We start from the raw sequence: 26,136 nt of genomic DNA on the forward strand, positions 1-26,136 counted from the left end.
CAAAAAGATTTTGCCTATAATACCCGAGCGGACAAAAAGGGCGTACGGCCTGCCGCTCAACGCTGAAGACGAGGAACGCATGGTACCGGGCGAAACCGTGGACAACCTGCATCGGATCGTGGTCGTCGGCGGAGGCGCGGCGGGGCTTCAGCTGGCCACCAAGCTCGGCGACACGCTGGGCAGGAAAGGCAAGGCTCACGTCACCCTCGTGGACAAGGCCCGCACTCATATCTGGAAGCCTCTGTTGCACGAGGTCGCCGCTGGCAGCCTCGATGTCGGCCACCATGCGGTGGACTATCTCCACCACGCCCACCGCCATCATTTCCGCTATCGAATCGGCTCGATGACGGGACTCGACCGCGGCGCGCGCACGATCCAGCTCGCCGCGAGCCACGATGCCGAGGGGCGTGAGGTCACGCCCGTCCGCTCGATTCCCTACGATACGCTGGTCCTCGCGGTGGGCTCGACCACCAACGATTTCGGCACGCCGGGGGTGAAGGAGAACGCCATCGCCCTCGACACGCAGGAGCAGGCGGTGCGGTTCCACCAGCGCCTGATCAACGGCATGCTGCGCGCCCATACCCAGGTCGGCCCGGTGCGGGCCGGGCAGCTCCACGTGGTGGTGATCGGAGCCGGCGCCACCGGAACCGAGCTCGCGGCGGAACTTCATCGTACGACCCGTGACGTGGCCTCTACCGGTCTCGACAGGATCGATCCTGCCAAGGATCTGAAGATCACCCTCGTCGAAGCGGCGAACCGGATTCTGCCGGCAGTCCCCGAGCGTCTGTCCGCCGACGTCATGACGCTGTTGAACAAGATCGGTGTCGAGGTCCGCACCCAAGCGCGTGTCACCGAGGTCCGCCCCGATGGGGTTCAGCTCGCCGATGGTGGCTTTATCCCCTCCGAGCTCGTCGTCTGGGCTGCTGGCGTGAAGGCGCCGCCCTTCCTGCAGGAGATCGGCGGCCTGGAGACGACGCGCAACAATCAGCTCGTCGTGACGCCGACGCTCCAGACGACCCGCGACCCCGACATCTTCGCCATGGGCGATTGCGCCTATCTGGTGGAGAAGGGCTCGGATACCCCGATCCCCCCCCGCGCCCAGGCAGCGCACCAGCAGGCGAGCCACCTGATCAAGCAGATTCCGGTCAAGATGGCGGGCGGGACCCTGAAGCCGTTCAAGTATCGCGATTTCGGCTCGTTGGTTTCCCTCGGGGAGTATTCCACGGTCGGCAACCTGATGGGGTTCATTCAGGGAAAGAACCTGTTCATCGCAGGCCTCTTCGCGCGGATGATGTACCGCTCACTCTACAAGATGCACGAGCAGGCCCTGCACGGCACGATCAAGACGGCGCTCGATGCCATGGCTCGCGCGCTGACGCGGCGCACCGAACCACGGGTCAAACTTCACTGAGAACGGCCGGGTTGGCGGGGGGCGCGCCTCGCCCACGGCAGAAACGTGACGAGACACGAGCATGATCGACATCATCCAGGGTCTGCAGCACCGCAATCCTACCCTTGGCCCCTACGTCCTGGTGCTGCGCTCGGATTCCCGGGCGCGCCATCCTTCGGATCCGGCACGGCTGTGCACCGAGGCCGAGGCCTGGATCGCCGAGAAAGCGCCGGGCGCACGCCTATCGCAGGAGACCGTGCTGATCGCTCCCTATCCGGGCGCGATGCCGACGGAACGCAGCGTCTCGGTGATGGCCTTCAAGGATGCAATGCAATTGGCCGCCTTTGCCACCGCCTGGACGGCAGAGCCGGAACCGGAAGACGAGCCGGTCCCCGCGGACGAATGAGCCTGGCCGGAACGGTCAAGCAGCCTGCAACGTCCTGATCGTTCCGAGCGTACCGTCCCGGACCACGGCGAGGCGGTGGATCAGCGGGCCCAGATCGTCGCCGTTGCGGCAAGCGTTCTCGATCTCTCGACAGAGGTCGGACAGCCCGACGAAGCCGAGCAGCCCGGCGGCGGACACCATGACATGGGCATCGTAGGCGAGTTCCGGCGGATCGATGCCAGATAGGTCGACCGAGTCCGGAGGGGCCCCGAACCGGTCGACGAGTTCATCCGCCAGCATGGACAGAAGCGCGGTGGCTCGCTCCGGCCCCACCATGTCCTTCAACGTGTCGAAGATCTCCCGGTCGAGAATGGGCGGGGAATCCGGCGCACCGAGGATAGCCGAAGAATCGGTCCAGCGGGCGATAGCGGCATAGAGCGCGTCGCGCTTGAATGGCTTGCCGACGTGGTCGTTCATGCCGGCTGCGGTCAAAGCAGCAAGTTGCTGCGGCAGGACATTGGCCGTCATGGCGATGATCGGTACCGTACAGGCGGGCGCAGGCAGAGCGCGGATGAGGCGCGTGGCGGTAAGCCCGTCCATGCCCGGCATCTGCACGTCCATCAGCACAAGATCATAAGCCTTCGGTCCTTCCGCGGCATCCCGGATCGCGGCCACCGCTTCGGCACCGTCGCCCACGACCTCGACGCTGTGGCCCGCGAGTTCGAGGACCGCCCGGGCCAAGGCCTGGTTCACCGGCACATCCTCGGCGACGAGAATCCGTGCCCTTCTCGATGACGCGGACGCCCGGACAGGCTGCATTCCCGCTTCCTCTACAGCGACACCGCTCGCTGCGTCGGCGCGCGGCAGGACGAGAGTGAACCAGAAGGTCGATCCTTGCCCGGGAGTGCTGGTGACACCGATCTCCCCGTCCATCATCGAGACCAGGCGACGGCAGATCGCGAGTCCGAGACCGGTACCGCCGAAGCGGCGGCTGATCGAGGAATCGACTTGGCTGAAGCGCTGGAACAGGCGCTCCTGCTGCTCCGCCGAGATGCCGATGCCGGTATCCACCACCTCGAAGCGCAGGACCGGACCAGCTGCCTCCTCGCCGCATTGGCTGACATTGAGGGTGACGGACCCGGAGAGTGTGAACTTCACCGCGTTATTGAGCAGGTTGAGCAGAACCTGCCTGAGCCGGTTCGCATCGCCCATGGTCCAGGGCGGCAGCGTGGGGTCGAGCCGCGAGAGGATGGTCACGGGGCTCTTGAGCGCACTGCCGCGCACGATCTCCACGGTGTTCTCGATCAGGTCGCGTAACGGGAACGGCAGCAATTCCAGCGTGAACTGCCCCGCCTCGATCTTCGAGAAGTCCAGTACATCGTTGACGATGGTGAGGAGCGCATTGCCCGCCCCCTGGATCAATTCGAGGCGGTGCCTGTCGTCGGACGTCCGGCTCGGCTCCTCCAGCAGGAGGTCGGCATAACCGAGGATACTGTTCAGCGGCGTGCGGATTTCGTGGCTCATAGCAGCGAGGAACTCGCTCTTCGCAGCGCTCGCCCCCTCGGCCCTGGCTGTCGCGGCCTGCAATGCGGCCTCTACGGTCTTTCGTTCGGTAATGTCGAAATGCAGGCCGACCATACGATAGGGCGCGCCAGTTACGTCGTAGAGTACGCGTCCGCAGGTGGAGATCCAGCGCTGCTCGGTTTCCGCGAGGATGCGGTATTCCGCGACGTAGTTGAGCTGGTTCCGGATCGCGTGGGCCGCCTCCTCGCGGACCGCCTGCCTGTCATCGGGATGGACGAGCCGGATCCAGTCCCGGACCGGCATCGCCTGGGCGTCCTCCCCAGGGATGCCGAACAGGCCCAGTGCTTTCTGGCTGAGCGTGATCGCGTCCGTCCGGAGGTCGAGGTCCCAGGTACCGGCATCGGCCGCCGTCTGGGCGATGCGGAGCAGGTCGGACGTCTCCTCCAAGCGCTGACGCGCGGTGATGATGTCGTCGATGTCGAGGGCAGTGCCGAGCCATTCGGCGTCGTCGGGCGCCCGGTCGTCATGGGTCGGGATCGGAATCATCACGATCTTGTGCCAGCGGTAGACGCCGTCGTGGCGGCGCAGGCGTCCCTCCACCATAAAGGTCCGCCCCCGTTTGTGGGCGGTCCGCCAAGCGACCTCCATCCGTTCGGCATCGTCGGGATGGTTGCGCGCCGTACGCTCCGTCCTCTCGGGACCGATAGCGCCGTAAAAATCCGTGAAGGCGGGATTCACATAGGTCGCCGTCCCGTCCGGTGGACGCGTCGTCCAGATTAGCGCGGGCAGCGCCTCCGCGAGAGTGCGGTAGCGATCTTCGCTGCGCTGGAGTTCGAGTTCGGCCGCCCGACGCTCGGTGATGTCGCGGGTGATCTCAGCATAGCCGACCACGGACCCTTGTTCGTCGCGGATGGCGTCGATGGCGACACTGGCGAAGAATTGCGAGCCGTCTCGGCGAACCCGCCAGCACTCGAATTTGACCTTCCCTTCATAAGCAGCGGTCGCAAGCGCGATACGCGGGGCCCCCGCTTCGAGCCCCTCCCTCGTGTAGAAGCGCGAGACGTGGCGCCCTATGGCATCCTGGGCGGAATAGCCGGTGATACGCTCCGCTCCGCTGTTCCAGTTGGCGACATGCCCGGTCCGGTCGAGGGTGACGAAGGCGCAATCGCTCACCGCGTCCACGAGACGGCGGAACTGGCTCGTCCGCTCCCGCAGGGCGGCGTCGGAATTCCGGGCGTCCGTCACGTCGATGGCGGTGCCGACCAGACCCACGGTCAGACCCGCCACGTCGCATTCGCAGATGCCACGAACCACCATCGTCCGGATTTCTCCCGTGGGACGAACCATCCTCGCTTCGAAGGCGAAAGCACCTCTTCGCTCCAGCGCATTGGAGATGCTGGACCGAACCAGCTCACGGTCGTCGGGATGATGCAGATCGATGGCCCCGTCGAATGTCGGCGCGGAGGTCGCGGGATCGAGCCCGGCAATTCCGTAGATGCCGGTGGACCAGAAGGTCTGGCCATCGGCGAGCCGAACGCGCCAATGGCCGATCCCGGCAACCTCTTCCGCCATGGCGAGCAGGTGATGCGCGCTGGCGAGCGCGCTCTGGCGCTGCTGCAACTCTTCCCGCTGGTCGGCGATGGTCGCCTGATGGGCCGCGCGTTCCTCGGCCTCGCGGACCAGCCTCACATGGGCGTCCGCGAGGCGAAGATGGGCGGTGACGGTGGCAGCGAGGTCGTGCAGAGCCGCCTCATCCTCCACGCCGAACGGGCGCGGAGTGCTGTGCATGAGACAGAACGAGCCGACGCGGAAACCCGATTCGAGGCACAGTGGCACGCCGGCGTAGAAGACGATGGGATCGGGGCCGGTCACCAGGGGGTTCCCGGCGAAGCGCGGATCGAGGCGCGCATCCGGCACCACGAGCATGTCGCCACCGGCGATGGTGTGATGGCAGAACGATTCGAGGCGCGGCATCTCCTTGCGGCCGAGATCGCATTCCGACTTGATCCACTGCCGGTCGGAATCGATGAGGGCGACATAGGCCTTCTCGACCCCGAAAAGGCGTTTGGCCGTGCGCGACACCGCCTCGAAATGCTCTTCGGGGGGCGTATCGAGGATACCTAGGCCGTGAAGCGCGGCGAGGCGCTCGGCTTCATGAGACGGCGTGATCAAGGATCGGGCCTCGTTGAGCTGCGGCGGCAGCCTTGCGGAGCATCACATGTGCGGGTCGCAAGGATAACGTTCTATGTCTCGCATAAGAATTTCGCCCTCCGCCGCCTCACTCTCGACGGCGCACAGCATCATTCCATCGCCGGCGAGACTTCGCTGCCACGGCAATGGACCCAGCGTGAGACTTCAGATGGTCGATCGCTGTTGAGACAGCCAGCGAACGCGGGCCGCCTCGAGCCCCCATACCATTCCAAGCATCATATAGAGGTGACGCCACTTCTCGATATCGATCTGAAATGCCTGGAGGAAGAACATCAGAAGGGCCGGAAACACGATCTGGGCGAGCCCCTGATAGGGCGACGGTTTGAGGCACAGGCGAAACCCGACGAAGATCGATGTCAGGACGATGGAGACGAAAGCGAAACCGCCGAGCCACCCGCCATTCGCGAAACTGCCGATATAAGAATTGTGCGGCTCTAGATCGAAGACCACGCGCCATCTCAGCGGCCCGAAACCGAGGGGGCGATCGATGAGCATCGGGATGCCGCGGCGCTGGTTGCCGAACCGTCCGGTCTCGCCTTCGTCGTAATCCTTCGTGACCTGCGCCCGATCGGTGAACCGCTCGGAGACACCCTCCATCGACAGGAGGCCGCCGATCAGGAGCGCGCCGACGAGGACGGTGAGGGCCGACAACCGGGCGATGCGCCGCCGGACGGCCCGCGACGGAGAGGTTGCCCATGTGAGGCCGATCGTCAGGCAGATGCCGAGGAGGCACGCTCCCCAGGATCCGCGCGAGAACGAGAGGAAGACGCAGGCCAGCAGGACGAGCAGCGCCATTGCCGACAGGAACATCTCTCGCGTCTCCCCCACCAGCATCCTGCGGATGAGATACAGCACCGACAGGATCAGGAAGGATCCGAGCAGATTGGGGTCCTGGAACACGCCCGAGGCGCGTCCGTCCATCTTGAACAGCACGTCTTCGCCGAGCACGTCGAAATAGCTGAAGATGCCGCAGATCGCGGCGAAGAGGGCTCCCGCGAGGTAAGCCTTGAGGACGAAACCGACCCTGTCGGACGTCTCGTCCGAGAAGAACATCACGAAGAAGATCCCGGTCAACCCGAGATAGACGGCCTGATAGGTCCAATCGACCGAATTGCTCTCGTCGAGATAGGGGATCAGCGCGATGACGATCGCCACCAGATAGATCAGCAGAAGCGCTACGATGACGATCGTCGAACGATAGAACCTGATCCCCAGCAGGAACCACAACGCGATCGTCGGCAATGCCAGAAAATCATAGGGCGACGGCTTCATGAAGGTGAAGCACGTGAAGAAGATGACCAGCGCCAACAAGGCGTGACCGAGGGTATGCAGCGGCCCCGAAGAGACACGGCGAGAATCAGCCGACGTCAGAGTGACGCCAACCTCTTCTGCACTCCATCTCCCGCCTGCCGCCATTTCACCCGTCCAACCCGCCTCAGGATAAGCGCCCGGCCTCAGCATGAAGCAGTCCCGTCAGCGAAGGCTTAAGCAGGTGGCGTTGCGTCCCTCGCATGCTGAGGACCGTCGCCCAAGCGTCAGGCTGTCGCTATCCTGGGAGGCCGGGGGCGGACCAGGATTCCCTGGATGAAGCGGGTCACCGGCCGTTCTACGAACCGGTGCACGAACACGGCAAAGACACAGCAGGATACGACCGTGAAGGCGAGCGTCGGCCAAGCCCTAGTCGTTTCATCGAAGCCTGCCCATTGCATGGCCTTGCGGATCCCGACGATCACGAAAGGATGGCTCAGATAGAGCGCATACGATGCGTCGCCCAGATGGACCCCGAGCTTGGAGAGACGGGAAGGCTGCCCCTGACGGCCGAGGACGGCTGCGCAGACGATCAAAGCTGCGGGGAGTCCCCAGCCGAGGACGCGCCAGGCGTCGTTGGGCGTCGTCCAATCGATGGCCTGATGCGACGAGTCGATCGGGTCGGCTATCAGGATGGCGACCCCGCTGACGAGAAAGGCTCCCCGGATCAGTCCCGATAAAACCACACCATGGCGGAGGAGCAGAGCGATCCCCATGCCGAAGACAAATTCGAGAACGATCGGGCGGGTCCAGAAGAACGGGGCGGCGGCACTCGGCTGCAGGACGAATCCCATAAGAACGAGTCCACCGAGCAGGGCCGCCACAGCGATCACCGTCAGACTGCGTCGCAAGCCGATGAAGACCGCGAAGACGGCATAGAAAAACATCTCGTAATTCAGCGTCCATCCGAGTTCGAAGACGGGCATTGGAGCCTCATGCCCCGTGGCATAGGCTGGCCAGAAGGCAAAGGATGCGACGATGTTCGGCCAGCCTGGAAAGTCCTTAGTCGTGCCCACGAGCGCGATCACGAGAAACAGGGTGTAGAAGGCCGTGAACATCCAATAGAGCGGGACGATCCGCGCCACACGCCGCGCCAAAAACTCGACCGATGCACCCTTTCGTCCAAATAGATCTTCGGACGCGTAGACCATGATGAAACCGGAGATGACGAAGAAGATATCGACACCAGCACGCCAAGGTAACAGATGAACACGCTCGAACGAACCGCCGAGCTTCAACGTCTGCACGAAGGTGTGATGCTGGGCATGGCCGAAAACGACCATGAATGCCGCCAGTCCTCGCAGAATCTGAACGGAAACGATCTGTTTCACAGGGCGCGGCCTCGCCAGCGGCATGATGCCGGTCGCAGCGAATGATGAGTCCGGGCCGGTTAAATCCCGATAAAGCCAGTCGCGGAAAACGGGGTCCGGCGTCGGATTACCCGATCAGCCCCCGCACGAGCGCGCGGAACTGGTCGCCCCGATCTTCGAAACTCTTGAACTGGTCGTAGGAGGCACAAGCCGGCGAGAGGAGGACCACCGGCTCCGGCGCCTCAGACCGGGCAGCAGCCTCCGCCGCCTCCTTCGTCGCCACATCCAGGGTGCCGCAGCTCGTATAGGGCACCCTGCCCTCCAGCGTTTTGGCGAAGGCTTCGCTCGCTGCGCCGATGAGGTAGGCGTGGGCGACGCGGTCGAACAGAGGCTCTAGCAGGTCGATACCACCCTCTTTCGGCTTGCCACCGAGGATCCAATGAATATCGCGGAAGGCGGTGAGAGCCTTCTCGGTAGAATCCGCGTTAGTCGCCTTGGAATCGTTGACGAAGAGCACCCGCTCGCGACGGCCGACCTGCTCCATCCGGTGCGGCAGGCCGGGAAAAGTCTTCAATGCGGAAACGATTTCGTCGCCGGTCACACCAAGGGCCTGGACGACGGCGATGGCGACGGCGGCGTTCTGCCAGTTATGGGCGCCCCGGAGCGAGCCGATGCCGGAGACATCCGCGATGGCCTCCGCGGAGCGCCCGGCCACGATCCCGTCGCGGACGGTCAGCCCATCCACGTCCTGCACCGCGACGCCGATCCGCACGAGCGCCCCCCTATGCCGGTCGGCGATGGCGCGGCTCGGCTCGTCGTCGACCCCGACCACCGCAAGGGCGGAGCCATTGATGAGGCGCGCCTTGATCGCCGCGTAATTCTCCATCGTGCCGTGGCGGTCGAGATGGTCGGGCGTGATGTTGAGGAGCACGCCGATGCTCGGAGCCAGCGACGGCGTCAGGTCGATCTGGAACGACGACAGTTCGATGACGTGACAGCGCCCCGGCGCCGGTGCCTCCAGTGACAGGATCGCGGTGCCGATATTCCCGCCCATCTGCACGTCACGGCCCGCTTTGGCCAGGATATGAGCGATCAGCGCCGTGGTGGTCGACTTGCCGTTCGTGCCGGTGATGGCGACGAAAGGTGCATCGGGGGCGATCTTGGCCCGCTCGCGGCAGAACAGCTCGACATCGCCGATAATTTCTATCCCGGTGGCCTCGGCGAGACCGACGCTCCAATGGGGTACGGGATGGGTCAGCGGTACGCCGGGCGCCAGGATCAAGGCGGCAAAACCCGACCAGTCTGCGCTGCGCAGATCCGCAACGGTGACGCCCTGTTCTCGCGCCTTTGCCTGGCTCTCGGTACTGTCGTCCCAGGCGACGACGCGGGCGCCCCCGGCCTGGAGCGAGACCGCCGTGGCGAGGCCGGAGCCGCCGAGGCCGAACAGGGCGACCGTGCGGCCGGCGAAGGTAGTGGCGGGGGTCATGCGGGTCTCGAACTCGCCAATGCTCTGATCTCTGTCCCCCTCCCTCTACCTCATCCTGAGGTGCCCGCGCGAGCGGGCCTCGAAGGAGGCCTTCAGAGCCCAATGCACGAAGTGGAGGGCTCCTTCGAGGCCTCCGCTCCGCTGCGGCGCCTCAGGACGAGGTGGATCGGCGGGAGGAAGACCAGTTGTGACGAACCGTCATACGACGCTCAGCGCAGCTTCAGCGTCGCGAGGCCGGCGAGCGCCAGGATCACGGCGATGATCCAGAACCGGATGACGACCTGCGGCTCCTTCCACCCTTTCTGCTCGAAATGGTGGTGGATCGGCGCCATGCGGAAAACGCGCTTGCCGGTGAGCTTGAACGAGGCGACCTGGATGATCACCGACATGATCTCCAAGACGAACAGGCCGCCGACGATGGCGAGGACGATCTCGTGCTTGGTGGCGACCGCTACGGTGCCGAGCAGGCCGCCGAGGGCGAGCGAGCCGGTATCGCCCATGAAGATCTGCGCCGGGGGGGCGTTGAACCACAGGAAGCCGAGCCCCGCCCCGATGACTGCACCACAGACGACCGCGAGTTCGCCGGTGTCGCGGACGTAGTTCACCTGGAGGTATCCGGCGGTGAAGACGTTGCCGACCAGATAGGCGATGACCCCGAAGGTTCCACAGGCGATCATCACCGGCACGATCGCGAGGCCGTCGAGGCCGTCGGTGATGTTCACGGCGTTTCCGGCACCGACGATGACGAAGCCGGCGAACAGCACGTAGAACCAGCCGAGATTCAGCAAGGCATCCTTGAAGACCGGGAAGGCGAGCTGGTTCTGGAGCGCGGGCGCCGAATAATACGAGATCAGGGTGCAGGCCGAGATGGCGATGGCGGCTTCGAGCAGGAGCCGGAATTTGCCAGAGAACCCCTTATGCGACTGCTTCGTCACCTTGAGGTAATCGTCGTAGAAGCCGATGGCACCAAAGCCCAGGGTCACCGCGAGGGTTACCCAAACGAAGTGATTGCGCGGGTTGGCCCAGAGCAGGATCGCCACGATGGCGCCGGCCAGGATCATCAGCCCGCCCATGGTCGGCGTGCCGCGCTTGGTCAGATGAGTCTGCGGACCGTCCTCGCGGATCGGCTGACCCTTGCCCTGGCGCAGGCGCAGCAGCGAGATGATGAGTGGCCCGAACCAGAACACGAACAGGCCCGCCGTGAACAGCGCGCCGCCGGTGCGGAAGGTGATGTAGCGGAAGACGTTGAGGGGCGAGAGCGTGCCGCTCAGGTCCGACAGGAGATACAGCATCCGACACCCGGTCGCGGTTTGTCTGAGAATGGATCATCGGGGTTGGAGGAGGCCGCGCGCCTTTCCATCCCCGCCGTGCACCCGGCTGGCGGGCGAACCCGGTGCGAGGCCGGGCCTGACACGGAGGTCTATTGGCGGATCGCGGCCTGCGCCGACTCGGCGCGGTCCACCGCGTCCGCGTAGCGGGCTTTGAGAGCTTCGACAATGTGACCCATGCGGATGCTGTTCGACCCCTTCACCATGACGGCGTCTCCGGCGCGGAGGGCGCCGATGAGCGGATCGACCAGATCCGACGAAACGCCCGCCGAGACGCCGCGCCGGCTCACCGGCAGCGCCTCGAACAGATGCCGCATCATCGGGCCGGCGGTGAAGACGAGGTCGATCCCGCCCGCTTCCACGGCGGAGGCGAGCGCGCGGTGGTGATCTTCGGCCGAAGCGCCGAGTTCGAGCATGTCGCCTAGGACCGCGATGCGGCGCCCGCGCGGCCCCGTCTCGATTCCCGACAAGGTGGCCAGAGCCGCCCGTACCGAGGCCGGGTTGGCGTTGTAACTCTCGTCCACCAGGAAGGCCTCGCCCTCCTTGAGCCGCAAGGCCGTGCGCTCGCCACGCCCTACCGGCGGTTTCAGCGCGGCGAGCGACAGGGCAGCGCGGGCGAGATCGGCCCCGAGAGCATGGACCACCGCCATGACGCCGAGGGAGTTCATCGCCACGTGCCGGCCCGGCGTGCCGAGCTGGTAGGTGACGGGGACGCCCATCACCACCGCGTCCACCACCGAGAGATCGGGCCGCATGACGATGCGAAGGGCGCGGACATCCGCCTCCTCGTGCTCACCGAACGTGACGACCCGCCCCGCCTTCGAGGCATGCGCATGGGCGAGCAGACGCGGATAACTCGGATTGTCGCGGTTGATGATGGCGGTCCCGCCCGTACTCAACCCGGAAAAGATCTCACCCTTGGCATCGGCGATGGCCGAGAGCGAGGCGAAGTGCTCGATATGCACCGGCTCGACCGTGGTGATCAGCGCGATGTCGGGCCGGACCATGGCGGTCAACGGCACGATCTCGCCCGGATGGTTCATACCGATCTCGAACACGCCGTAACGGCTCTCGGCCGGCATCCGCGCCAAAGTCAGGGGCACGCCCCAATGGTTGTTGTAGGAGGCGATGGAGGCATGGGTCTCGCCCTGAGCCGAGAGGACGTGAAGCAGAGCCTCTTTCGTGCCGGTCTTGCCCACCGAGCCGGTGACGGCGACGATGCCGGCCTGGCTGCGGGCGCGCGAGGCCTGGCCCAGAGCCCGCATGGCGTCGAGGATCGGGTCCTCGCTCGTCCCCGATACCGCGAGAAGGCCCCCTGCCCCGGCGAATTCCTCGGCCCGGTCAGCCGCGACCACGGCCGCCCCGGCACCACGCGCCAGGGCATCGCGAACGAAGTCGTGACCGTCCCGCGCCTCACCGCGAATGGCGAAGAACAGGTCGCCCGGCTGCAGCGTCCGCGTATCGATGGAAGCGCCGGTGATCGGCTTCGGGTTGCCGCGCAAGGTGCCGCCGGTAGGGGCTTCCAGGGCCTCGGGGGTCCAGAGGGGCGTCGTCATCGGGCGGACTCATGCATGGGGCGACCGCGCGCGTACCCTCCCCCCTCTGCGGGGGAGGGTGGCCCGCGAAGCGGGTCGGGAGAGGGGAGCGCCAGTTCCGGAGAGGTCGTCCCCTCTCCCGCCTGCTCCGCAGGCACCCTCCCCCGCAAAGGGGGGAGGGAGAGACGCGCTGAAGACAGCGTTTCACCCTGACTCGATCTCACGCCCCCACCTCCGCGATCGCTGACCGGATCACCTCGTGATCCGAGAACGGGAGCACCTGTGTGCCCACGATCTGGCCGGTTTCATGACCCTTGCCGGCCACAACTAGGACGTCGCCGGCCCGGAGCCCGCGCACGGCGGTCTGGATCGCCTCGGCCCGGTCGCCGATCTCGGTGGCACCGGGAGAAGCGGCGAGAATGGCAGCGCGGATCGAGGCCGGGTCTTCGCTGCGTGGGTTGTCGTCGGTGACGATGACGAGGTCGGCTTTCCGCGCCGCGATGGCGCCCATGAGCGGGCGCTTGCCGGTGTCGCGGTCGCCGCCGCAGCCGAATACGCAAGTCAGGCGACCTGTCGCGAAGGGGCGGAGCGCATCGAGCACGCTCTCCAGGGCTTCGGGCTTGTGGGCGTAATCCACGAGGCAGAGGGCGCCGTTGACCTCGCCGATCCGTTCCATGCGGCCGGGCACGCCGGTGAGGTGTTCGAGGGTGGCGAGAATGTCCGCCATGCGGTCGCGGCCGATGGCGGCGCCGACGAGGCCGGCGGCGAGGAGCGCGTTCTCCACCTGGAAGCCGCCCACGAGGGGAAGCGCAACGCGACGGGTCGCAGCTTCACCGTGCAGGCGGATGGTGAGGGCCTGGGAGAACCCCTCGGTGCGGGCATCCAGAAGACGGATCGTCTCGCCTGTCCGGCCGGTGGTCAGGATGTCGTGCCCGGCTTCCCGCGCCACCTCGATGACGCGCTCGGAATAGGGGCCGTCCGCATTGATCACGGCGGGCCTGCCGGCAGGCAGCAACGTCGTGAACAACCGCAACTTGGCCTGGAGATAGTCTTCGATGGTGGGGTGGTAATCGAGGTGGTCGCGCCCGAGATTGGTGAAACCGGCGACGGCGAGCCTCACGCCATCGAGTCGGCGCTGCTCGATCCCGTGCGAAGACGCTTCCATGGACAGATGCGTGATGCCGTCATCGGCCAGCCGCGCCAGGATCTCGTGCAGCGAGACCGGGTCGGGCGTCGTCAGCGAGCCGTATTCGGCGCCCCGATCGGTGACGACCCCTACCGTGCCGAGGCTGGCAGAAGGAAGGGAGAGACGCGACAGGATCTGGCGGACGAAATCGGCCACCGAGCTTTTGCCGCTGGTACCGGTCACGGCGATCACGGTTTCGGGCTGGCGGAGGGAAAAGCGAGCGGCAGCGAGGGCCAATGCTCGGCGCACGTCGGGAACGGGGATCCAGAGAGCCTCAGCCGGCAGGCCGGCGGGCCGATCGCCCTCGCCCAGGATGGCGACGGCGCCGTCTGCGAAAGCCTTGGCGGCGAAGACCTTGCCGTCCACCCGCGTGCCGGGCACCGCCACGAAGACGCCACCGGGAACGACCCGGCGGCTATCGGCCGTGATGCCCGTCACGATCGCGCTGGAGGCCGGCCCGACATCGAGGTCCGGGAACAGCGAACCGAGATTCATGTCGCTCATCGCGGGTCGAGCATCGTCGCGTGATAGGCGCCGAGCTTCACCATCAGGGGGAATGGCTTCACCGGCGGATCGAATTGCGGCGGCAGGCCGATGATCGGGGCGACGCGCTCGATCACCCGGCCGGTCACGACGCCCGAATTCCAGGCGGCGGTGGCGTAGCCGCCGGATTCCGGCAGGCCCTGCGGCTCGTCCATGATGGTGACGAACAGGTATTTCGGGTTGTTCATGGGCGCGGCTGCCATGAAGGTCGTGAACAGGCGGTTCTTGACGTAGCGGCCGTGGATGACCTTCTCCGCCGTGCCGGTCTTGCCGCCGACATAGTAGAGCGGGATCGACGCCTTCTTGGCCGAGCCTTCCACCGCGTTGAGGCGCATGATGAAGCGCATCGCCTCGCTGGTCTCGGGCTTGAGCACGCGGGTCGCCTTCTTCAGCGCCTCGGCTTCCGTCGTCTTGAGGAAGGTCGGCACGATCAGGTTACCGCCGTTCGTGATCGCGCCCACCGCCGCCGCCGCCTGGAGCGGCGCGACCGCGAGGCCGTGACCGAACGCGATGGTGATGGTGTTGATTTCTGTCCAGCGCGAGGGAACGATGGGCTCGGCGCTTTCGGGCAACTCCGTCCGCATCCGGTCGGTGAGGCCCATCTTCTTCAAGAAGGCCCTGTGACCTGGCACGCCGATGCCGAGCGCCATCTTGGCCGAGCCGATGTTGGAGGAGTGCGTGAACACCTCCGGCATGGTGATGGTGCGGTTGGTACCGTGATATTCGTGGATCTTCTGCCGGCCCCAGGTCAGCACGCCGCCGCGCGTATCGAAGGTCGAGTTGACGTTGTACTTGCCGGAATCGAGCGCCATGGCGAGGGTCATCGCCTTGAAGGTCGAGCCCATCTCGTAGACGCCGACATTCATCCGGTTGATCCGGTCGGGATTGTTGGCCTCGGCCGGGTTGTTCGGGTCGAAATCCGGCAGGGAGGCGAGTGCAATCACCTCTCCGGTGGTCACGTCGAGGATCAGGCCTGCCGCGGCCTTGGCCTTGAAGTGATCGACGCCCCAGGCCAGTTCGTCGCGCAGGGCGAACTGCGCCCGCAGGTCGATGGAGAGCTGGACAGGGCGGAGGTCGGTGGCCTTGGCGACGAAGCCGAGGCTGTTCAGGTCCTTCAGGCCGGTATTGTCGATGTACTTCTCGATACCGGCGATGCCGATATTGTCGAGGTTGGTCACACCCAGAATATGGGCCGCCGCAGTGCCGTTGGGGTAGACGCGCTTGTGATCGGGAAGGAATCCGACGCCGGGAATGCCGAGGCGATGCACTTCGAGCTGCTGCTTCGGGGTGATCTCACGCTTGACCCAGACGAAGCCCTTCTTCGTCGAGAGCTTGGCACGCAGATCGGTGGCGTTGAGCTCGGGTAGGACGGCGGTCAGAAGCTCGACCGCCTCGTCCTTGTCGTAGATGTTCTTCGGCTCGGCGAAGACCGACACGGTGCGGATGTCGGTGGCCAGGATCTCACCGTTGCGGTCGACAATGTCGGGGCGGATCGCCGTGGTGGCCGCGGCGGCGACGCGGTTGTCTCCGTTATCGGCCTGAGGGAAGGCCGCCATCGCCACCAATCGGCCGGCGATGGTCAGGAACACCAGCGCGAAACCGAGGCCGACGAGGCCGACGCGAGCATAGGACCGCTCGATAGCGAGGTGGAACATCGCCCGCACCAAGCCCATCGGCGTCCAAGGCGGGCGCGTGGCGGCCACGGGCTGCGGAGCGCCTTCCTGCGGAAGAGCATCACCGGCCTCGTCGGCGGCGTGGAGCGTGTGATCGTGAACGGTCTCGTCTGACACGGGACTACCTCGAAACCGTATTGGGCGTTCTGGTGGTTTGGACGGTGGTCGTCTTGATCGTCGACGCGGTCACAGTCGGCTTGGTGGTGGTCGTGCGCGTGGTGATCGACCCGGTCGTCCTCGGCTCATCGGCAGTCTTCGCCGAAGATTTTTCCTTGGGCGTTGCGGTGGCGGCCAGCAGGCGACCGATCTCGTCACCGCGGTCTGGGCGCATCGGCAGGTCGGAGAGACGGCCGAGATGATTCACGCCGATGGGCTCCAGGGCAAGATGACGCTCGACGGCGGCCTGAAGGCGGTCTGGCCGGGTCAGGAGCTGCCACTCGGCCCGGAGCACCGCGATTGCCTGCCGCTCTTTGTGGAGCTGGCTCTTGGCCTTCGAGACCTGACCGGCCTGGTACAGCGTGTCGTACTTGATCGAGTAGGCGTAAATCGCCGAGCCGATCAGTCCGAGAATGGCGACGACGTTCAGGAGACGGATCACCGACGCACTCCACCGCTCTTCGAGACGAGGTGACCGCGCTGGGCGGGAAGAGCCGCCAGCGCTTCGATGGCCGCCAGCGGCGGCGCGGCCGGCGCCATGGTCCGCTCCGCCGCCCGGAGCTTGGCCGAGCGCGAGCGGGGATTGGCATGAACCTCGGAGTCGGAGGCCGTCACCGGGCCCTTCGTCACCATGGTGAAGCTGCGCGGGGTCGGCGCATCGGCGCTTGGCAGATGACGGGAGGCCTGGGCCGCTCGACCGCTGCGCGCGGAGAAGAACTGTTTGACGATACGGTCTTCCAGGGAATGGAAGGTGACCACGGCAAGGCGTCCACCCGGCCGGAGGATTCGCTCGGCGGCATGGAGCGCCTGGACGAGTTCGCCCAATTCGTCGTTCACGGCGATGCGCAGCCCCTGGAACGTCCGGGTGGCCGGATGGATTCCGCTGGCGGGATCCGCCCAGACCACGCTCGACACGATCTCGGCGAGCGCCGCCGTGGTCTCGATCGGGCTTTTCCGCCTGGCCTCGATGATGGCGCGGGCCACCGCCCGCGAGCGGCGCTCCTCGCCGTAATGGTAGATGATGTCGGCCAGCGTCGCCTCCTCGGCGCCATTGACGAGGTCGGCGGCGCTCTGGCCGGCGCGCTCCATGCGCATGTCCAAGGGCCCATCGTTGCGGAACGAGAAGCCGCGGTCGGCCTGGTCGATCTGCATCGAGGAGACGCCGATATCGAGGACGACGGCGTCGGCAGATTCGATGCCTTGTTCCCTGACAAGCGTATCAAGCGTGCCGAACCGGCCGGGCACGAGGGTCAAACGCCCTTCGGAAGCTGCCACGAGGCCGGCGCCACTTGCGATGGCAGTGGGATCGCGGTCGATCGCGAGCACGCGGATCCCTGGATCGGCTTGCAGCATCGCGCGGGTGTAGCCGCCTGCACCGAAGGTTCCGTCGACAACAAGGGATGTGCCCGGAAGTGCGAGCGATGCCACCACTTCGGCGATTAGCACCGGAATGTGCGGCGCAGCGGTAACCGCGCCGGCGGCGGCGGCATGAGTGAGCGTCATGCCGAAACCCGACCGGCGGCTCGGAACGGAACCGATCGCGGAGATCCGCACCGGGCTGGAACGAGTCGGGGACGCCAGGCGGCGGCGGAAGATGGGATGTGACGCATGCGTCCCTGCGGCGGGCATCGACCGCTTCGAGGCGGCCGGAGGAGACGGAACGGCAAAGAAAGAGGAGACGTCGCGGACGCGGCCCGCACTTCGCCCCCGGCGAGCGCCCTGCGCGTCCGCCGTTCCCAAAATCGCCGCTGACGAAGTGATTCCGGGTAACATGAGCCTCTGAGCACCGTCAACGCGCGGACCCGCATGTGAGCCGCCGAGTCCGATCAGACCTCAGCAAGGTTAACCGACGGTAAGTTTCGTCGGTTTTATGCAGCGTATTCGTCGGGTGTGAGAGAGCTCGCCAAGCGCTAGCCGATGCCGGCGGAAAGAGGATCAGCCGGCCTTTAAGCCGGGTTCTGTAGGGCCCGGAAGCGAACTTCCGGACGTGGCGGCCATTCCTCTGGGACGTTCGTTACCGAACGCCTCGAGCAACCAACCCGGGCGACGAGCCTGGAGAGAGGGCCTGCCCCGTCCCTTTCGGGAGAAGGCGTGTCGCCCCTATTCGGTTTTGCTCCCGGTGGGGTTTGCCGTACCGTCCGCGTTGCCGCGTCCGCGGTGCGCTCTTACCGCACCCTTTCACCCTTACCCTGCATGAAGCAGGGCGGTCTGCTCTCTGTGGCACTGTCCCTGGGGTCGCCCCCGCCGGACGTTATCCGGCACCGTCTCTCCATGGAGCCCGGACTTTCCTCCCCGGTTCGCACCGGAGCGGCCGCCCGGCCGACTGATCCGGCGCGGATGTGCGCCGCCATCGCTCCCGAGGTCAAGGAGCCGGATGCCCATCCGGGTGCCATGGCGGGATTTTGTTCGGCGGCTTGCTCGACGATCCACGTGGCCCTAGCTCATCGAATAGGGCCACGCCCGTCGCGGCGGCCCGCCAACGTGAGGAGGTGACCATGGCAGCGAGCGATTCGGCCTGGACGCTCGAAAACGTATCCGAACTCCGGACGCTGGCGCGCGAGCGCGTACCGGTCTCCATCATCAGCCTGAAGCTCAAGCGGCCGATCGAAGCCGTCTCGGCCAAGCTCGCCGAACTCGGCATCACGCCGGCCAGCGAAGCGGGCGGCGCATAGATCTAGAACCGAGATCGCGGGGCGCGCGATGACGCGCCCCGCGATCTCGCCGTCCTACCAGGAGCCGGTATTCTCCATGGAGGCCCACGGCTCCTGCGGCGCCTTGGCCTCGCCCTTCTGCAGGATCTCGATGGAGATCCCGTCCGGCGACTTCACGAAGGCCATGTAGCCGTCGCGCGGCGGCCGGTTGATGGTCACGCCCTTGTCCTGCAGGCGCGCGCAGAAGGCGTAGATGTCGTCCACCTGATAGGCGAGGTGACCGAAATTGCGCCCGCCGGAATAGGTCTCCGGATCCCAGTTGTAGGTGAGCTCCACCTGGGGCGCCTTCGTCTCCAGGGCCGTGTCGTAATCCCCGGGGGCGGCGAGGAAGACGAGGGTGAATCGACCCTTCTCGTTCTCCACGCGGCGGGTTTCGCGCAGGCCGAACGTGTCCACGTAAAAGGCGAGCGCCTTGTCGAGATCCGCCACGCGGACCATCGTGTGCAGGTATTCCATGGGCTGGGTCGTCTCCGGTTGATGCCGCCTATGTGGCCCGGCTATGCCGGGCGTCAACGCCGCGATGCCCCCGACGCTCCCGCCCCCTCTCATACCTTGAGGGTGGAAGCCGAGCGGGCCGACGACGCGGAGCCGTTCTTAGTCCTCGCTCCCGATCAGGACCAACCGCATGCGCACCGAAAGCCCGACCCTGATCCGTCTCGATGATTACCGGCCGAGCGACCACCTCATCGACACGGTGGCACTCGACGCTCGGCTCCATCCCCGTGAGACGCGGATCGTCGCGACCCTGGCCCTGCGCCCGAACCCGGACGGACGCCCGAACGCGCCCCTGGTGCTGGACGGTGATGATCTCACGCTGACGCGGCTGTCGCTCGACGGCGAAATCCTCGATCCGGCGGCCTATTCCGCCACCGCCTCGGCGCTGACGGTGCATGAGCCGCCGCGAAAGCCCTTCACGCTGGCGATCGAGACGCGGATCGACCCGACCGCCAACACCAAGCTCATGGGCCTATACCGGTCGAGCGGCGTCTACTGCACCCAGTGCGAGGCCGACGGCTTCCGCCGGATCACCTACTTCCTCGACCGGCCCGACGTGATGTCGGTCTATACGACGCGGATCGAGGCCGATGCCGACGAAGCGCCCGTCCTTCTCGGCAACGGCAACCTGACGGAAGCCGGGCCTGCCGGCCCGGGCCGCCATTATGCGATCTGGCACGATCCGCACCCGAAGCCCGCTTATCTCTTCGCCCTCGTCGGCGGCCGCCTCGACCGGGTGACTCGCGCGTTCACCACGATGGATGGCCGCCCCGTTTCCCTCGCCGTCTACGTGGAGCCGGGTAAATCGGACCGGGCCGCCTATGCCCTCGACGCCATCGCCCGCTCGATGACCTGGGACGAGGAGGCGTTCGGCCGCGCCTACGATCTCGACGTCTTCAACGTCGTGGCGGTGTCCGATTTCAACATGGGCGCCATGGAGAACAAGGGCCTCAACATTTTCAACGACAAATACGTCCTCGCCTCGCCCGACACCGCCACCGATGCCGATTACGCGGCGATCGAGCGGATCATCGCCCACGAGTATTTCCATAATTGGTCGGGCAACCGCGTCACCTGCCGCGACTGGTTCCAACTCTGCCTGAAAGAGGGCCTCACGGTCTTCCGTGACCAGGAATTCTCGTCCGACATGCGCTCGCGCGCGGTCCATCGCATCGGCGAGGTCAGGACGCTGCGCGCCCGCCAGTTCCCGGAGGATGCCGGGCCGCTGGCCCATCCGGTCCGGCCCCGGGCCTATGCCGAGATCAACAATTTCTACACGGCAACGGTCTACGAAAAGGGTGCCGAGATCGTGCGGATGCTGCGCACGCTGATCGGCCCCCATGTCTTTCGCGCGGGGATGGACCGCTATTTCGTCGAGAACGACGGACGAGCCGCCACGGTGGAGGATTTCCTCGCTGCCTTCGCCACTGAGACCGGGCACGACCTGTCGGCTTTCGCGAGATGGTACGAGCGTCCGGGAACACCAACGGTCAGCGTCGAAGGAGATTACGATGCTGCCGCACGGACCTATCGCCTGCGCTTTAGCCAGCGCCTGGCAAGCGCCGAAGGCATCCCGCCCCTCGTCATCCCCATCGCCCTCGGCCTCGTAGGCGAGCGCGGCCCGATCGCTGCTTCCTGCGAACGCGTCAGCGAGGGCGTCTTCGTCCTTGACCGTACATCGGACGAGATCGTCTTCACAGACGTCGCCGAGAGGCCGGTCCCGTCCTTGTTCCGAGGCTTTTCCGCCCCGGTTCGCATCGACATGGCATCGAGCGATGCCGACCGCCTGACGCTCCTCGCCCATGACACCGACGCTTTCAATCGGTGGCAGGCTGCGCAGAACATCGCCCTGCGCCTGATCGTCGAACGGACGAGAGCCAACGCATCGCTCACGGAGGAGACGGACCCCGCCGCGCAAGCCTTCATCGAGGCGCTTGCTACCTTCCTGGACGACGAGGCCTCAAGCGATCCTGCCTTCGCAGCCCTCGTCCTCGGCATCCCGAGCGAAGGCGACGTCGCCGGCGATCTGGGCTCCGATGTCGATCCCGATGCGATCCATCGGGCCCGAAAGATCCTGCGGCGCCAGATCGGACGAGGACTCGGTCCGCGCCTGGAGACCCTTCGCGCCGCCATGGCGGACGGGGCGGACGCGCCATTCGACCCCGATGCGGTCTCGGTGGGTCGCCGGGCCCTGCGCAACGCCGCCCTGGACCTGATTGCCTCTTCGAACGGGGAGCGAGGCGTCGAGCTCGCCACTGCCGAACTCGCTGACACCACCAACATGACCGACCGACTGGCGGCACTCTCGGTCCTGGCCTCGATCCCGGGAACGGCCAGAGAAACCGCGCTCCACGCCTTCGGCCTCCGCTATCCCGACGAACCACTGGTTCTCGACAAGTGGTTCGCCATCCAGGCGATGATCCCGGAAGACGGCACGATCGAGCGAATCGAGAGGCTGCAGCGGCATCCGGCTTTCGCGATCACCAATCCAAATCGCGTACGCTCACTGATCGGGAGCTTTGCCATGGCGAACCCGACGCAGTTCGCCCGACCCGATGGAGCGGGCTTCAGACTGCTTGCGGACGCGGTTCAGACGACTGATCGGACGAATCCCCAGCTCGCAGCGCGGCTTTTGACCGCGTTCGGTTCGTGGCGAATGTGGGAGCCGGTGCGGCGTAGCCAAGCCAAGGCCACGCTTGGAGAAATTGCCTCCGGGACAGGGCTTTCCCGTGATGTGGCCGATATTCTGGCCCGGACCCTCGGTGATGGTTAACGCACTCGAAAATAAGGTTAAATTCGATCCATCGATTCTCTGAATCTGATTGCCACACTGCGCCAGGAGTCAAGCGGACGGCCAAGAATTTCGTGGACAAGTTGGCTGTGGAAATGCTGAATTGAATACGATTCGGAGCGTGACTCACCGACATGCCCCGAACGACTCACCAGCAGCTGCGGGGGCTTGTCATGCTGGAGGCGGATTCCGCTTCCCTCTCCGCACGTGCGGATACGATTCTCGGTATTCACCGCCCTCAGACTGCGGCCCATACCCGGTTCGTCCGTGCCGAGATCTGGCTTCGCTATGCGGTGCCCGCCTTCCTCGCCACCTTTCTCGTCTGTCTGGCGGCCGGCGCAGCGCTTCAATTGCGCGGCGAGCGCAGTGAGATCCTGCGCGATGCGGTCACGGACATGGAGACCTTCACGCGGCTCGTCACGGCCGCCATGTCGGACGCGGAAGCGACGCCGCCCGCGATCCGGTCGCGCCTGGAGACTCTGCTCCCCGCCTCGCTGATGCCGTCGGGCCGCCAGATCCTGGTGGCCTCGTCCTCTGAAACGCTTCTTGGCGCCCACCCGGCCCTGACGGACCTGAGCGGGACCATCGCGGACCGCCTCGGAGAGATGCAGGCCCTGAGCACGCTGGGCGAACGCGCCGGCGTGATGGCGCTGACCCTCGCCAATGGCGAACAGGCCTTCGCGGCCCTCCGGACGCTTCCCAAAGGTCGCGGCCAGGTTGCGGTGATCCAGCCGATCGCCCCCATTCTCGATGCCTGGGCCACGCGGATGCGGCATCAGGCGGTCCTCTACGCGGCTGCCGCCCTCGTGATCGTCGGGATCGGCATCGCCTACGCGCTACAGACCCAGCGGGCCTATGCGGTCGACAGGCTGTGCGAGCAGATCAAGCAGCGGCTCGACACGGCGCTCGGTCGCGGTCGGTGCGGATTGTGGGACTGGGATATTCCGCGCGGCCGGATCTACTGGTCGGATTCGATGTACGCCCTGCTCGGTTATCGCCGGGAGCGCGAGTTCCTGTCCTTCGGCGACGTCAACGCCCTGGTCCATCCCGATGACGGGGACCTCTACGCCCTGGCCCGCCAGTTGGCTGCGAGCCAGTCCACCGTCGATCACGAATTCCGCATGCGCAGCGCCAATGGCGGCTGGATCTGGCTGCGCACCCGCGCCGAGGTCGTCCCCGATCAGGTCGATGGCGGCCGGCACCTGGTCGGCATCGCACTCGACGTCACCGAACAGCGTCAGCTCGCCGAGTCCAACGCCACCGCCGACATGCGCCTGCGCGACGCGGTGGAGGCGATCTCGGAAGCCTTCGTCCTGTGGGACACGAGCAACCGCCTCGTCCTGTGCAATTCGAAATTCCGCCACCTCCACGCTCTGAGTCCCGACGATGCGACTCCGGGCAAGCGCTACCATGAGATCATGGGCCGGGGCGTCCTGCCGCCGGTACGCCGCGAACTCCGGGAGATCGAGGTTTCGTCGGCGACCGCCCGCACCTTCGAGGCGGAGCTCACCGACGGCCGCTGGCTCCAGATCAGCGAGCGGCGGACCAAGGACGGCGGCTACGTCTCGGTCGGCACCGACATCACCAACCTCAAGCGCCAGCAGGAGCAGCTCGTCGCCTCCGAGCGCGAACTGATCGAGACGGTCAAGGACCTCAAGCGCTCGCGCCGGACCCTCGAACTGCAGACCCAGCAGCTCGCGGACCTCGCCGAACGCTACCTCGACCAGAAGGCCCAAGCCGAAACCGCCAACCAGGCGAAATCCGAGTTCCTCGCCACCATGAGCCATGAGCTGCGCACGCCGCTCAACGCCATCATGGGCTTCGCGGAGTTGATGGAAAGCGGAGTCTACGGAACGCTGGGATCGCCCCGTTACACGGAATATTGCCGGGATATCCGCTCCAGCGGCGACTACCTGCTCTCGGTCATCGACGACATCCTCAACATGTCGCGCATCGAATCGCACAGCGTCCGCCTCGCGCTTCGGGAAGTCCCCCTCGACACCGCCGTCCAGGGCGCATTGAAGCTGGTGGCCGAGTCGGCCCGGGCGAAATCACTCAGCATCGACGTCGACGTCTCAGACGACCTGACCCTGCTGGCGGATGGCCGCGCGCTGCATCAAATCCTCCTGAACCTCATCCAGAACGCGGTGAAGTTCACGCCGGGCGGAGACGGGCGCATCATCGTCAAGGCGCGGCCGGCCGGCGACCGGGTCCACATCTTCATCGAAGATAACGGGATCGGCATCCCGAAAGCCGCTCTTCGCCGTCTCGGCTCGCCGTTTCAGCAGGTGGAGACGAACCTCACCCGGACCCATAAGGGCTCCGGCCTGGGGCTCGCCATCGCCCGCTCCATGGCAGAGCTTCATGGAGGCTCGCTGCGCATCCGGTCCGAGGAGGGTCTCGGCACGATCATCCTGGTCTGCATGCCGATGCCGACGGCGGAACGGCGACGTGATCTCGTTGCCCCCGGTTCCGACGAAACCGTGGATTCCCTGCGCGAGGCGTCGGGCGCCCGACCGCGCGGTGGAGCCGGATCGGGCGGGGCGCAGATGCGGAATCCGACGGCCGTTCCAGCGTGATGCGGCCGGTTTATCTCGCAGCGGCCATCACCCTGTCCGTGGCGGTCCCAGCCCATGCGGATGAGTGTGACGGACTGGCGGCGAGGATCGCTTCCGAGATCGGCGCGAAGGTCGGGAGGCGGCAAGGGCCGAGCATCGATCTCAAGATCCCGAACGGCACGAAGATCGACCTGACCTGCAGGTCCGAGCCCATCGTCCAGGCGGCCTCCGGCGATCCGACACCCTCGGCGGTCTATTTCCAGGATCTGGCGATTGCCGGTGCGGCGGCGACCGGTGAGAACGCCGGTGCGGTTCAAAGCGCCATCGGCAAGGCCTACGAGACGTCGCTCCGCGAGCGGCGCAAGTCGTTCATCCAGCAGAACGGGTGGTCGGCGAACTGCTACACCGATCCATCGGGCTCGATCCGCACCCTGTGCTCGGTCGGCCGCATCCCGCCGGGCTGACGGAGACGAGATGCAGCGGCGGGTGGAAGGACGCCAGTGCATCCCCCCACCCCCGGTCTCTCAGTACTCGACGATGCCCTCGAGCGCGTAGTGCTTCACCGTCTTGCGGTTGGCGATGAGCTCGTCGATGGTCGGCTCGCCCTTGATGGCGCGGGCGATGGCGAGCTTCGTCGCCTCGTAATTGGTGCGGTAGAGGTCCTTCTGGTCGAGATTGGCGTCCTCGGCGCAGCGCGGGTCGAGCCAGATCATGATGATCATGCACAGGTCGTCGAGTCCGTCCTTCGGCAGGATGCCCTCGATCACGCAATCGACGATGGCGTCACCCGTGGCGGCCTGAACCACGCCGCCCAGGAGGTTGACGTATTCCACGGTGTGGATCGTCGCCTTGGTGGTCATCATCGTCGAGGGGCGCACGAGCTGGTTCAGGTCGCGCACCACGAACATGCGGGTATGTCCCTGGACCTGCCCCATCATGCCGGCGAAGGCCTGGCCCACCGGGCCACGGGTGGAGCCGATCAGCACCTCCGGCATCGCGTCGGTGTACTGGCCATCGGCGGCGAGGACGGTGGCCTCTCCGGTGCGGAACCAGATCTCGGACATGTCGGCGTTTCCTTGTTCCTGGGCATTGCCTGCCGGGCCGGCGATCCGGCCGTTTCGCGGGCGGAGAAACACCGTTCCGCCGTCGCCCGTCAATATTCCTCGGCCGAGAGAGTTTCGCGGGCGGCGCTTCCGCTCTGGCCCTGAGTGCCGCAATCGGTCATTCCATGCGCGGTTCCAGGCATCGCGGCATCGGAGTTCTTCGCTCGGTCGCGTCCCATCGCCCGTCCGATGCCGTGGCGAACCGAACGGGAGACAGGCGCATGAACAGGCAGCAGGAACGGGACTGGAGTCTCGCCGTCGCCGCATTGCCGGACGGTGTGCGGCTCGAACTCGGCCTCGCGGACCTGTCCGGGGCGCCCTTCACGGCCATTCTGGCCCTCGACCGGCGCGAGGCCCGCGACCTCGCCCGTGCCCTGCTCGCGGCATCGGGGGATGCGGCGGAACGGACGTTCCCGCGCCCGTCCTCCACGAACGGCGATTAG

19 protein-coding genes and 1 other RNA gene are annotated in these 26,136 nt (G+C 66.1%); 7 read left to right on the forward strand and 13 right to left on the reverse strand.

Annotation, left to right across the window (positions count from 1 at the left end; translation table 11 throughout):
* The first annotated feature begins 79 nt into the window (after positions 1-79).
* Positions 80-1,411, forward strand: coding sequence for an NAD(P)/FAD-dependent oxidoreductase (locus RQI43_RS03040; protein WP_056432125.1), 1,332 nt, complete (start codon positions 80-82; stop codon positions 1,409-1,411).
* 61 nt (positions 1,412-1,472) lie between these two features.
* Positions 1,473-1,796: a hypothetical protein gene (locus tag RQI43_RS03045; RefSeq protein WP_311274175.1), complete on the forward strand. Its 324-nt coding sequence runs from the start codon at positions 1,473-1,475 to the stop codon at positions 1,794-1,796.
* A 15-nt stretch (positions 1,797-1,811) separates the two neighbouring features.
* Here the strand turns inward: RQI43_RS03045 and RQI43_RS03050 are convergent, their stop codons facing one another.
* The 11 genes from RQI43_RS03050 to rnpB all read right to left on the reverse strand — a co-directional run bounded on the left by RQI43_RS03050 (position 1,812) and on the right by rnpB (position 18,362).
* Complete coding sequence (locus RQI43_RS03050) at positions 1,812-5,471, reverse strand: PAS domain S-box protein (RefSeq protein ID WP_311274176.1); 3,660 nt, start codon at positions 5,469-5,471, stop codon at positions 1,812-1,814.
* Positions 5,472-5,654: 183 nt separating this feature from the next.
* Positions 5,655-6,818 (reverse strand): O-antigen ligase, encoded by a 1,164-nt coding sequence (locus RQI43_RS03055; RefSeq protein WP_246747710.1) that lies wholly within the window; start codon positions 6,816-6,818, stop codon positions 5,655-5,657.
* A gap of 227 nt (positions 6,819-7,045) precedes the next feature.
* Positions 7,046-8,149, reverse strand: coding sequence for an acyltransferase (locus tag RQI43_RS03060; protein ID WP_311274177.1), 1,104 nt, complete (start codon positions 8,147-8,149; stop codon positions 7,046-7,048).
* A 106-nt stretch (positions 8,150-8,255) separates the two neighbouring features.
* On the reverse strand, positions 8,256-9,614 hold the full coding sequence (gene murD / locus RQI43_RS03065; RefSeq protein WP_311274178.1) for a UDP-N-acetylmuramoyl-L-alanine--D-glutamate ligase: 1,359 nt from the start codon (positions 9,612-9,614) through the stop codon (positions 8,256-8,258).
* Between the two features lie 209 nt (positions 9,615-9,823).
* A complete protein-coding gene (gene mraY, locus RQI43_RS03070) occupies positions 9,824-10,906 on the reverse strand; it encodes a phospho-N-acetylmuramoyl-pentapeptide-transferase (RefSeq protein ID WP_056432110.1) in 1,083 nt (360 codons plus the stop codon).
* Between the two features lie 128 nt (positions 10,907-11,034).
* Positions 11,035-12,498, reverse strand: coding sequence for a UDP-N-acetylmuramoylalanyl-D-glutamyl-2,6-diaminopimelate--D-alanyl-D-alanine ligase (locus tag RQI43_RS03075; protein WP_311274179.1), 1,464 nt, complete (start codon positions 12,496-12,498; stop codon positions 11,035-11,037).
* Positions 12,499-12,697: 199 nt separating this feature from the next.
* On the reverse strand, positions 12,698-14,167 hold the full coding sequence (locus tag RQI43_RS03080; protein WP_311274180.1) for a UDP-N-acetylmuramoyl-L-alanyl-D-glutamate--2,6-diaminopimelate ligase: 1,470 nt from the start codon (positions 14,165-14,167) through the stop codon (positions 12,698-12,700).
* Positions 14,164-15,879 carry a penicillin-binding protein 2 gene (locus RQI43_RS03085; protein WP_210348164.1) on the reverse strand — a complete coding sequence of 572 codons (1,716 nt, stop codon included), beginning with the start codon at positions 15,877-15,879 and terminating at the stop codon, positions 14,164-14,166. Before RQI43_RS03085 ends, RQI43_RS03080 begins: the two co-directional genes overlap by 4 nt.
* A 121-nt stretch (positions 15,880-16,000) precedes the next feature.
* Positions 16,001-16,477, reverse strand: coding sequence for a hypothetical protein (locus tag RQI43_RS03090; RefSeq protein WP_207410283.1), 477 nt, complete (start codon positions 16,475-16,477; stop codon positions 16,001-16,003).
* Complete coding sequence (rsmH, locus tag RQI43_RS03095; protein ID WP_311274181.1) at positions 16,474-17,538, reverse strand: 16S rRNA (cytosine(1402)-N(4))-methyltransferase RsmH; 1,065 nt, start codon at positions 17,536-17,538, stop codon at positions 16,474-16,476. The genes RQI43_RS03090 and rsmH overlap by 4 nt, the downstream gene beginning before the upstream one ends.
* A gap of 428 nt (positions 17,539-17,966) precedes the next feature.
* Positions 17,967-18,362, reverse strand: an RNA gene (gene rnpB / locus RQI43_RS03100) — RNase P RNA component class A.
* A 168-nt stretch (positions 18,363-18,530) separates the two neighbouring features.
* On the opposite strand from rnpB, the gene RQI43_RS03105 reads away from it, so the two are divergent.
* Positions 18,531-18,707, forward strand: coding sequence for a hypothetical protein (locus RQI43_RS03105; protein WP_200919194.1), 177 nt, complete (start codon positions 18,531-18,533; stop codon positions 18,705-18,707).
* 54 nt (positions 18,708-18,761) lie between these two features.
* On the opposite strand, the gene RQI43_RS03110 is transcribed toward RQI43_RS03105, so the two are convergent.
* The gene (locus RQI43_RS03110) at positions 18,762-19,202 is read right to left on the reverse strand and encodes a VOC family protein (protein WP_018045183.1); all 441 of its coding nucleotides are present in this window, start codon (positions 19,200-19,202) and stop codon (positions 18,762-18,764) included.
* A gap of 169 nt (positions 19,203-19,371) precedes the next feature.
* Here RQI43_RS03110 and pepN point away from each other — a divergent pair, with 169 nt between their 5' ends.
* The 3 genes from pepN (at position 19,372) to RQI43_RS03125 (ending at position 25,054) form a co-directional block, all read left to right on the forward strand.
* Positions 19,372-22,014 (forward strand): aminopeptidase N, encoded by a 2,643-nt coding sequence (pepN, locus tag RQI43_RS03115; protein ID WP_311274182.1) that lies wholly within the window; start codon positions 19,372-19,374, stop codon positions 22,012-22,014.
* 191 nt (positions 22,015-22,205) lie between these two features.
* Positions 22,206-24,611 (forward strand): ATP-binding protein, encoded by a 2,406-nt coding sequence (locus tag RQI43_RS03120; protein WP_311274343.1) that lies wholly within the window; start codon positions 22,206-22,208, stop codon positions 24,609-24,611.
* Positions 24,608-25,054: a hypothetical protein gene (locus RQI43_RS03125; RefSeq protein WP_311274183.1), complete on the forward strand. Its 447-nt coding sequence runs from the start codon at positions 24,608-24,610 to the stop codon at positions 25,052-25,054. The genes RQI43_RS03120 and RQI43_RS03125 overlap by 4 nt, the downstream gene beginning before the upstream one ends.
* Before the next feature lie 60 nt (positions 25,055-25,114).
* Here the strand turns inward: RQI43_RS03125 and fae are convergent, their stop codons facing one another.
* Complete coding sequence (gene fae, locus RQI43_RS03130) at positions 25,115-25,654, reverse strand: formaldehyde-activating enzyme (RefSeq protein WP_311274184.1); 540 nt, start codon at positions 25,652-25,654, stop codon at positions 25,115-25,117.
* A gap of 260 nt (positions 25,655-25,914) precedes the next feature.
* On the opposite strand from fae, the gene RQI43_RS03135 reads away from it, so the two are divergent.
* On the forward strand, positions 25,915-26,136 hold the full coding sequence (locus RQI43_RS03135) for a hypothetical protein (protein ID WP_056432071.1): 222 nt from the start codon (positions 25,915-25,917) through the stop codon (positions 26,134-26,136).

The organism is Methylobacterium sp. WCS2018Hpa-22, from assembly GCF_031843785.1.
Classification (GTDB): Bacteria; Pseudomonadota; Alphaproteobacteria; order Rhizobiales; family Beijerinckiaceae; genus Methylobacterium.

Coding starts and splice junctions, on each gene's coding strand:
- pepN (WP_311274182.1), top strand. CDS start 19,372: ATGCGCACCGAAAGCCCGACCCTGATCCGTCTCGATGATTACCGGCCG.
- rsmH (WP_311274181.1), bottom strand. CDS start 17,538: ATGACGCTCACTCATGCCGCCGCCGCCGGCGCGGTTACCGCTGCGCCG.
- RQI43_RS03105 (WP_200919194.1), top strand. CDS start 18,531: ATGGCAGCGAGCGATTCGGCCTGGACGCTCGAAAACGTATCCGAACTC.
- RQI43_RS03110 (WP_018045183.1), bottom strand. CDS start 19,202: ATGGAATACCTGCACACGATGGTCCGCGTGGCGGATCTCGACAAGGCG.
- RQI43_RS03135 (WP_056432071.1), top strand. CDS start 25,915: ATGAACAGGCAGCAGGAACGGGACTGGAGTCTCGCCGTCGCCGCATTG.
- RQI43_RS03080 (WP_311274180.1), bottom strand. CDS start 14,167: ATGAGCGACATGAATCTCGGTTCGCTGTTCCCGGACCTCGATGTCGGG.
- murD (WP_311274178.1), bottom strand. CDS start 9,614: ATGACCCCCGCCACTACCTTCGCCGGCCGCACGGTCGCCCTGTTCGGC.
- RQI43_RS03045 (WP_311274175.1), top strand. CDS start 1,473: ATGATCGACATCATCCAGGGTCTGCAGCACCGCAATCCTACCCTTGGC.
- RQI43_RS03075 (WP_311274179.1), bottom strand. CDS start 12,498: ATGACGACGCCCCTCTGGACCCCCGAGGCCCTGGAAGCCCCTACCGGC.
- mraY (WP_056432110.1), bottom strand. CDS start 10,906: ATGCTGTATCTCCTGTCGGACCTGAGCGGCACGCTCTCGCCCCTCAAC.
- RQI43_RS03040 (WP_056432125.1), top strand. CDS start 80: ATGGTACCGGGCGAAACCGTGGACAACCTGCATCGGATCGTGGTCGTC.
- fae (WP_311274184.1), bottom strand. CDS start 25,654: ATGTCCGAGATCTGGTTCCGCACCGGAGAGGCCACCGTCCTCGCCGCC.
- RQI43_RS03085 (WP_210348164.1), bottom strand. CDS start 15,879: ATGGGCTTGGTGCGGGCGATGTTCCACCTCGCTATCGAGCGGTCCTAT.
- RQI43_RS03120 (WP_311274343.1), top strand. CDS start 22,206: ATGCTGGAGGCGGATTCCGCTTCCCTCTCCGCACGTGCGGATACGATT.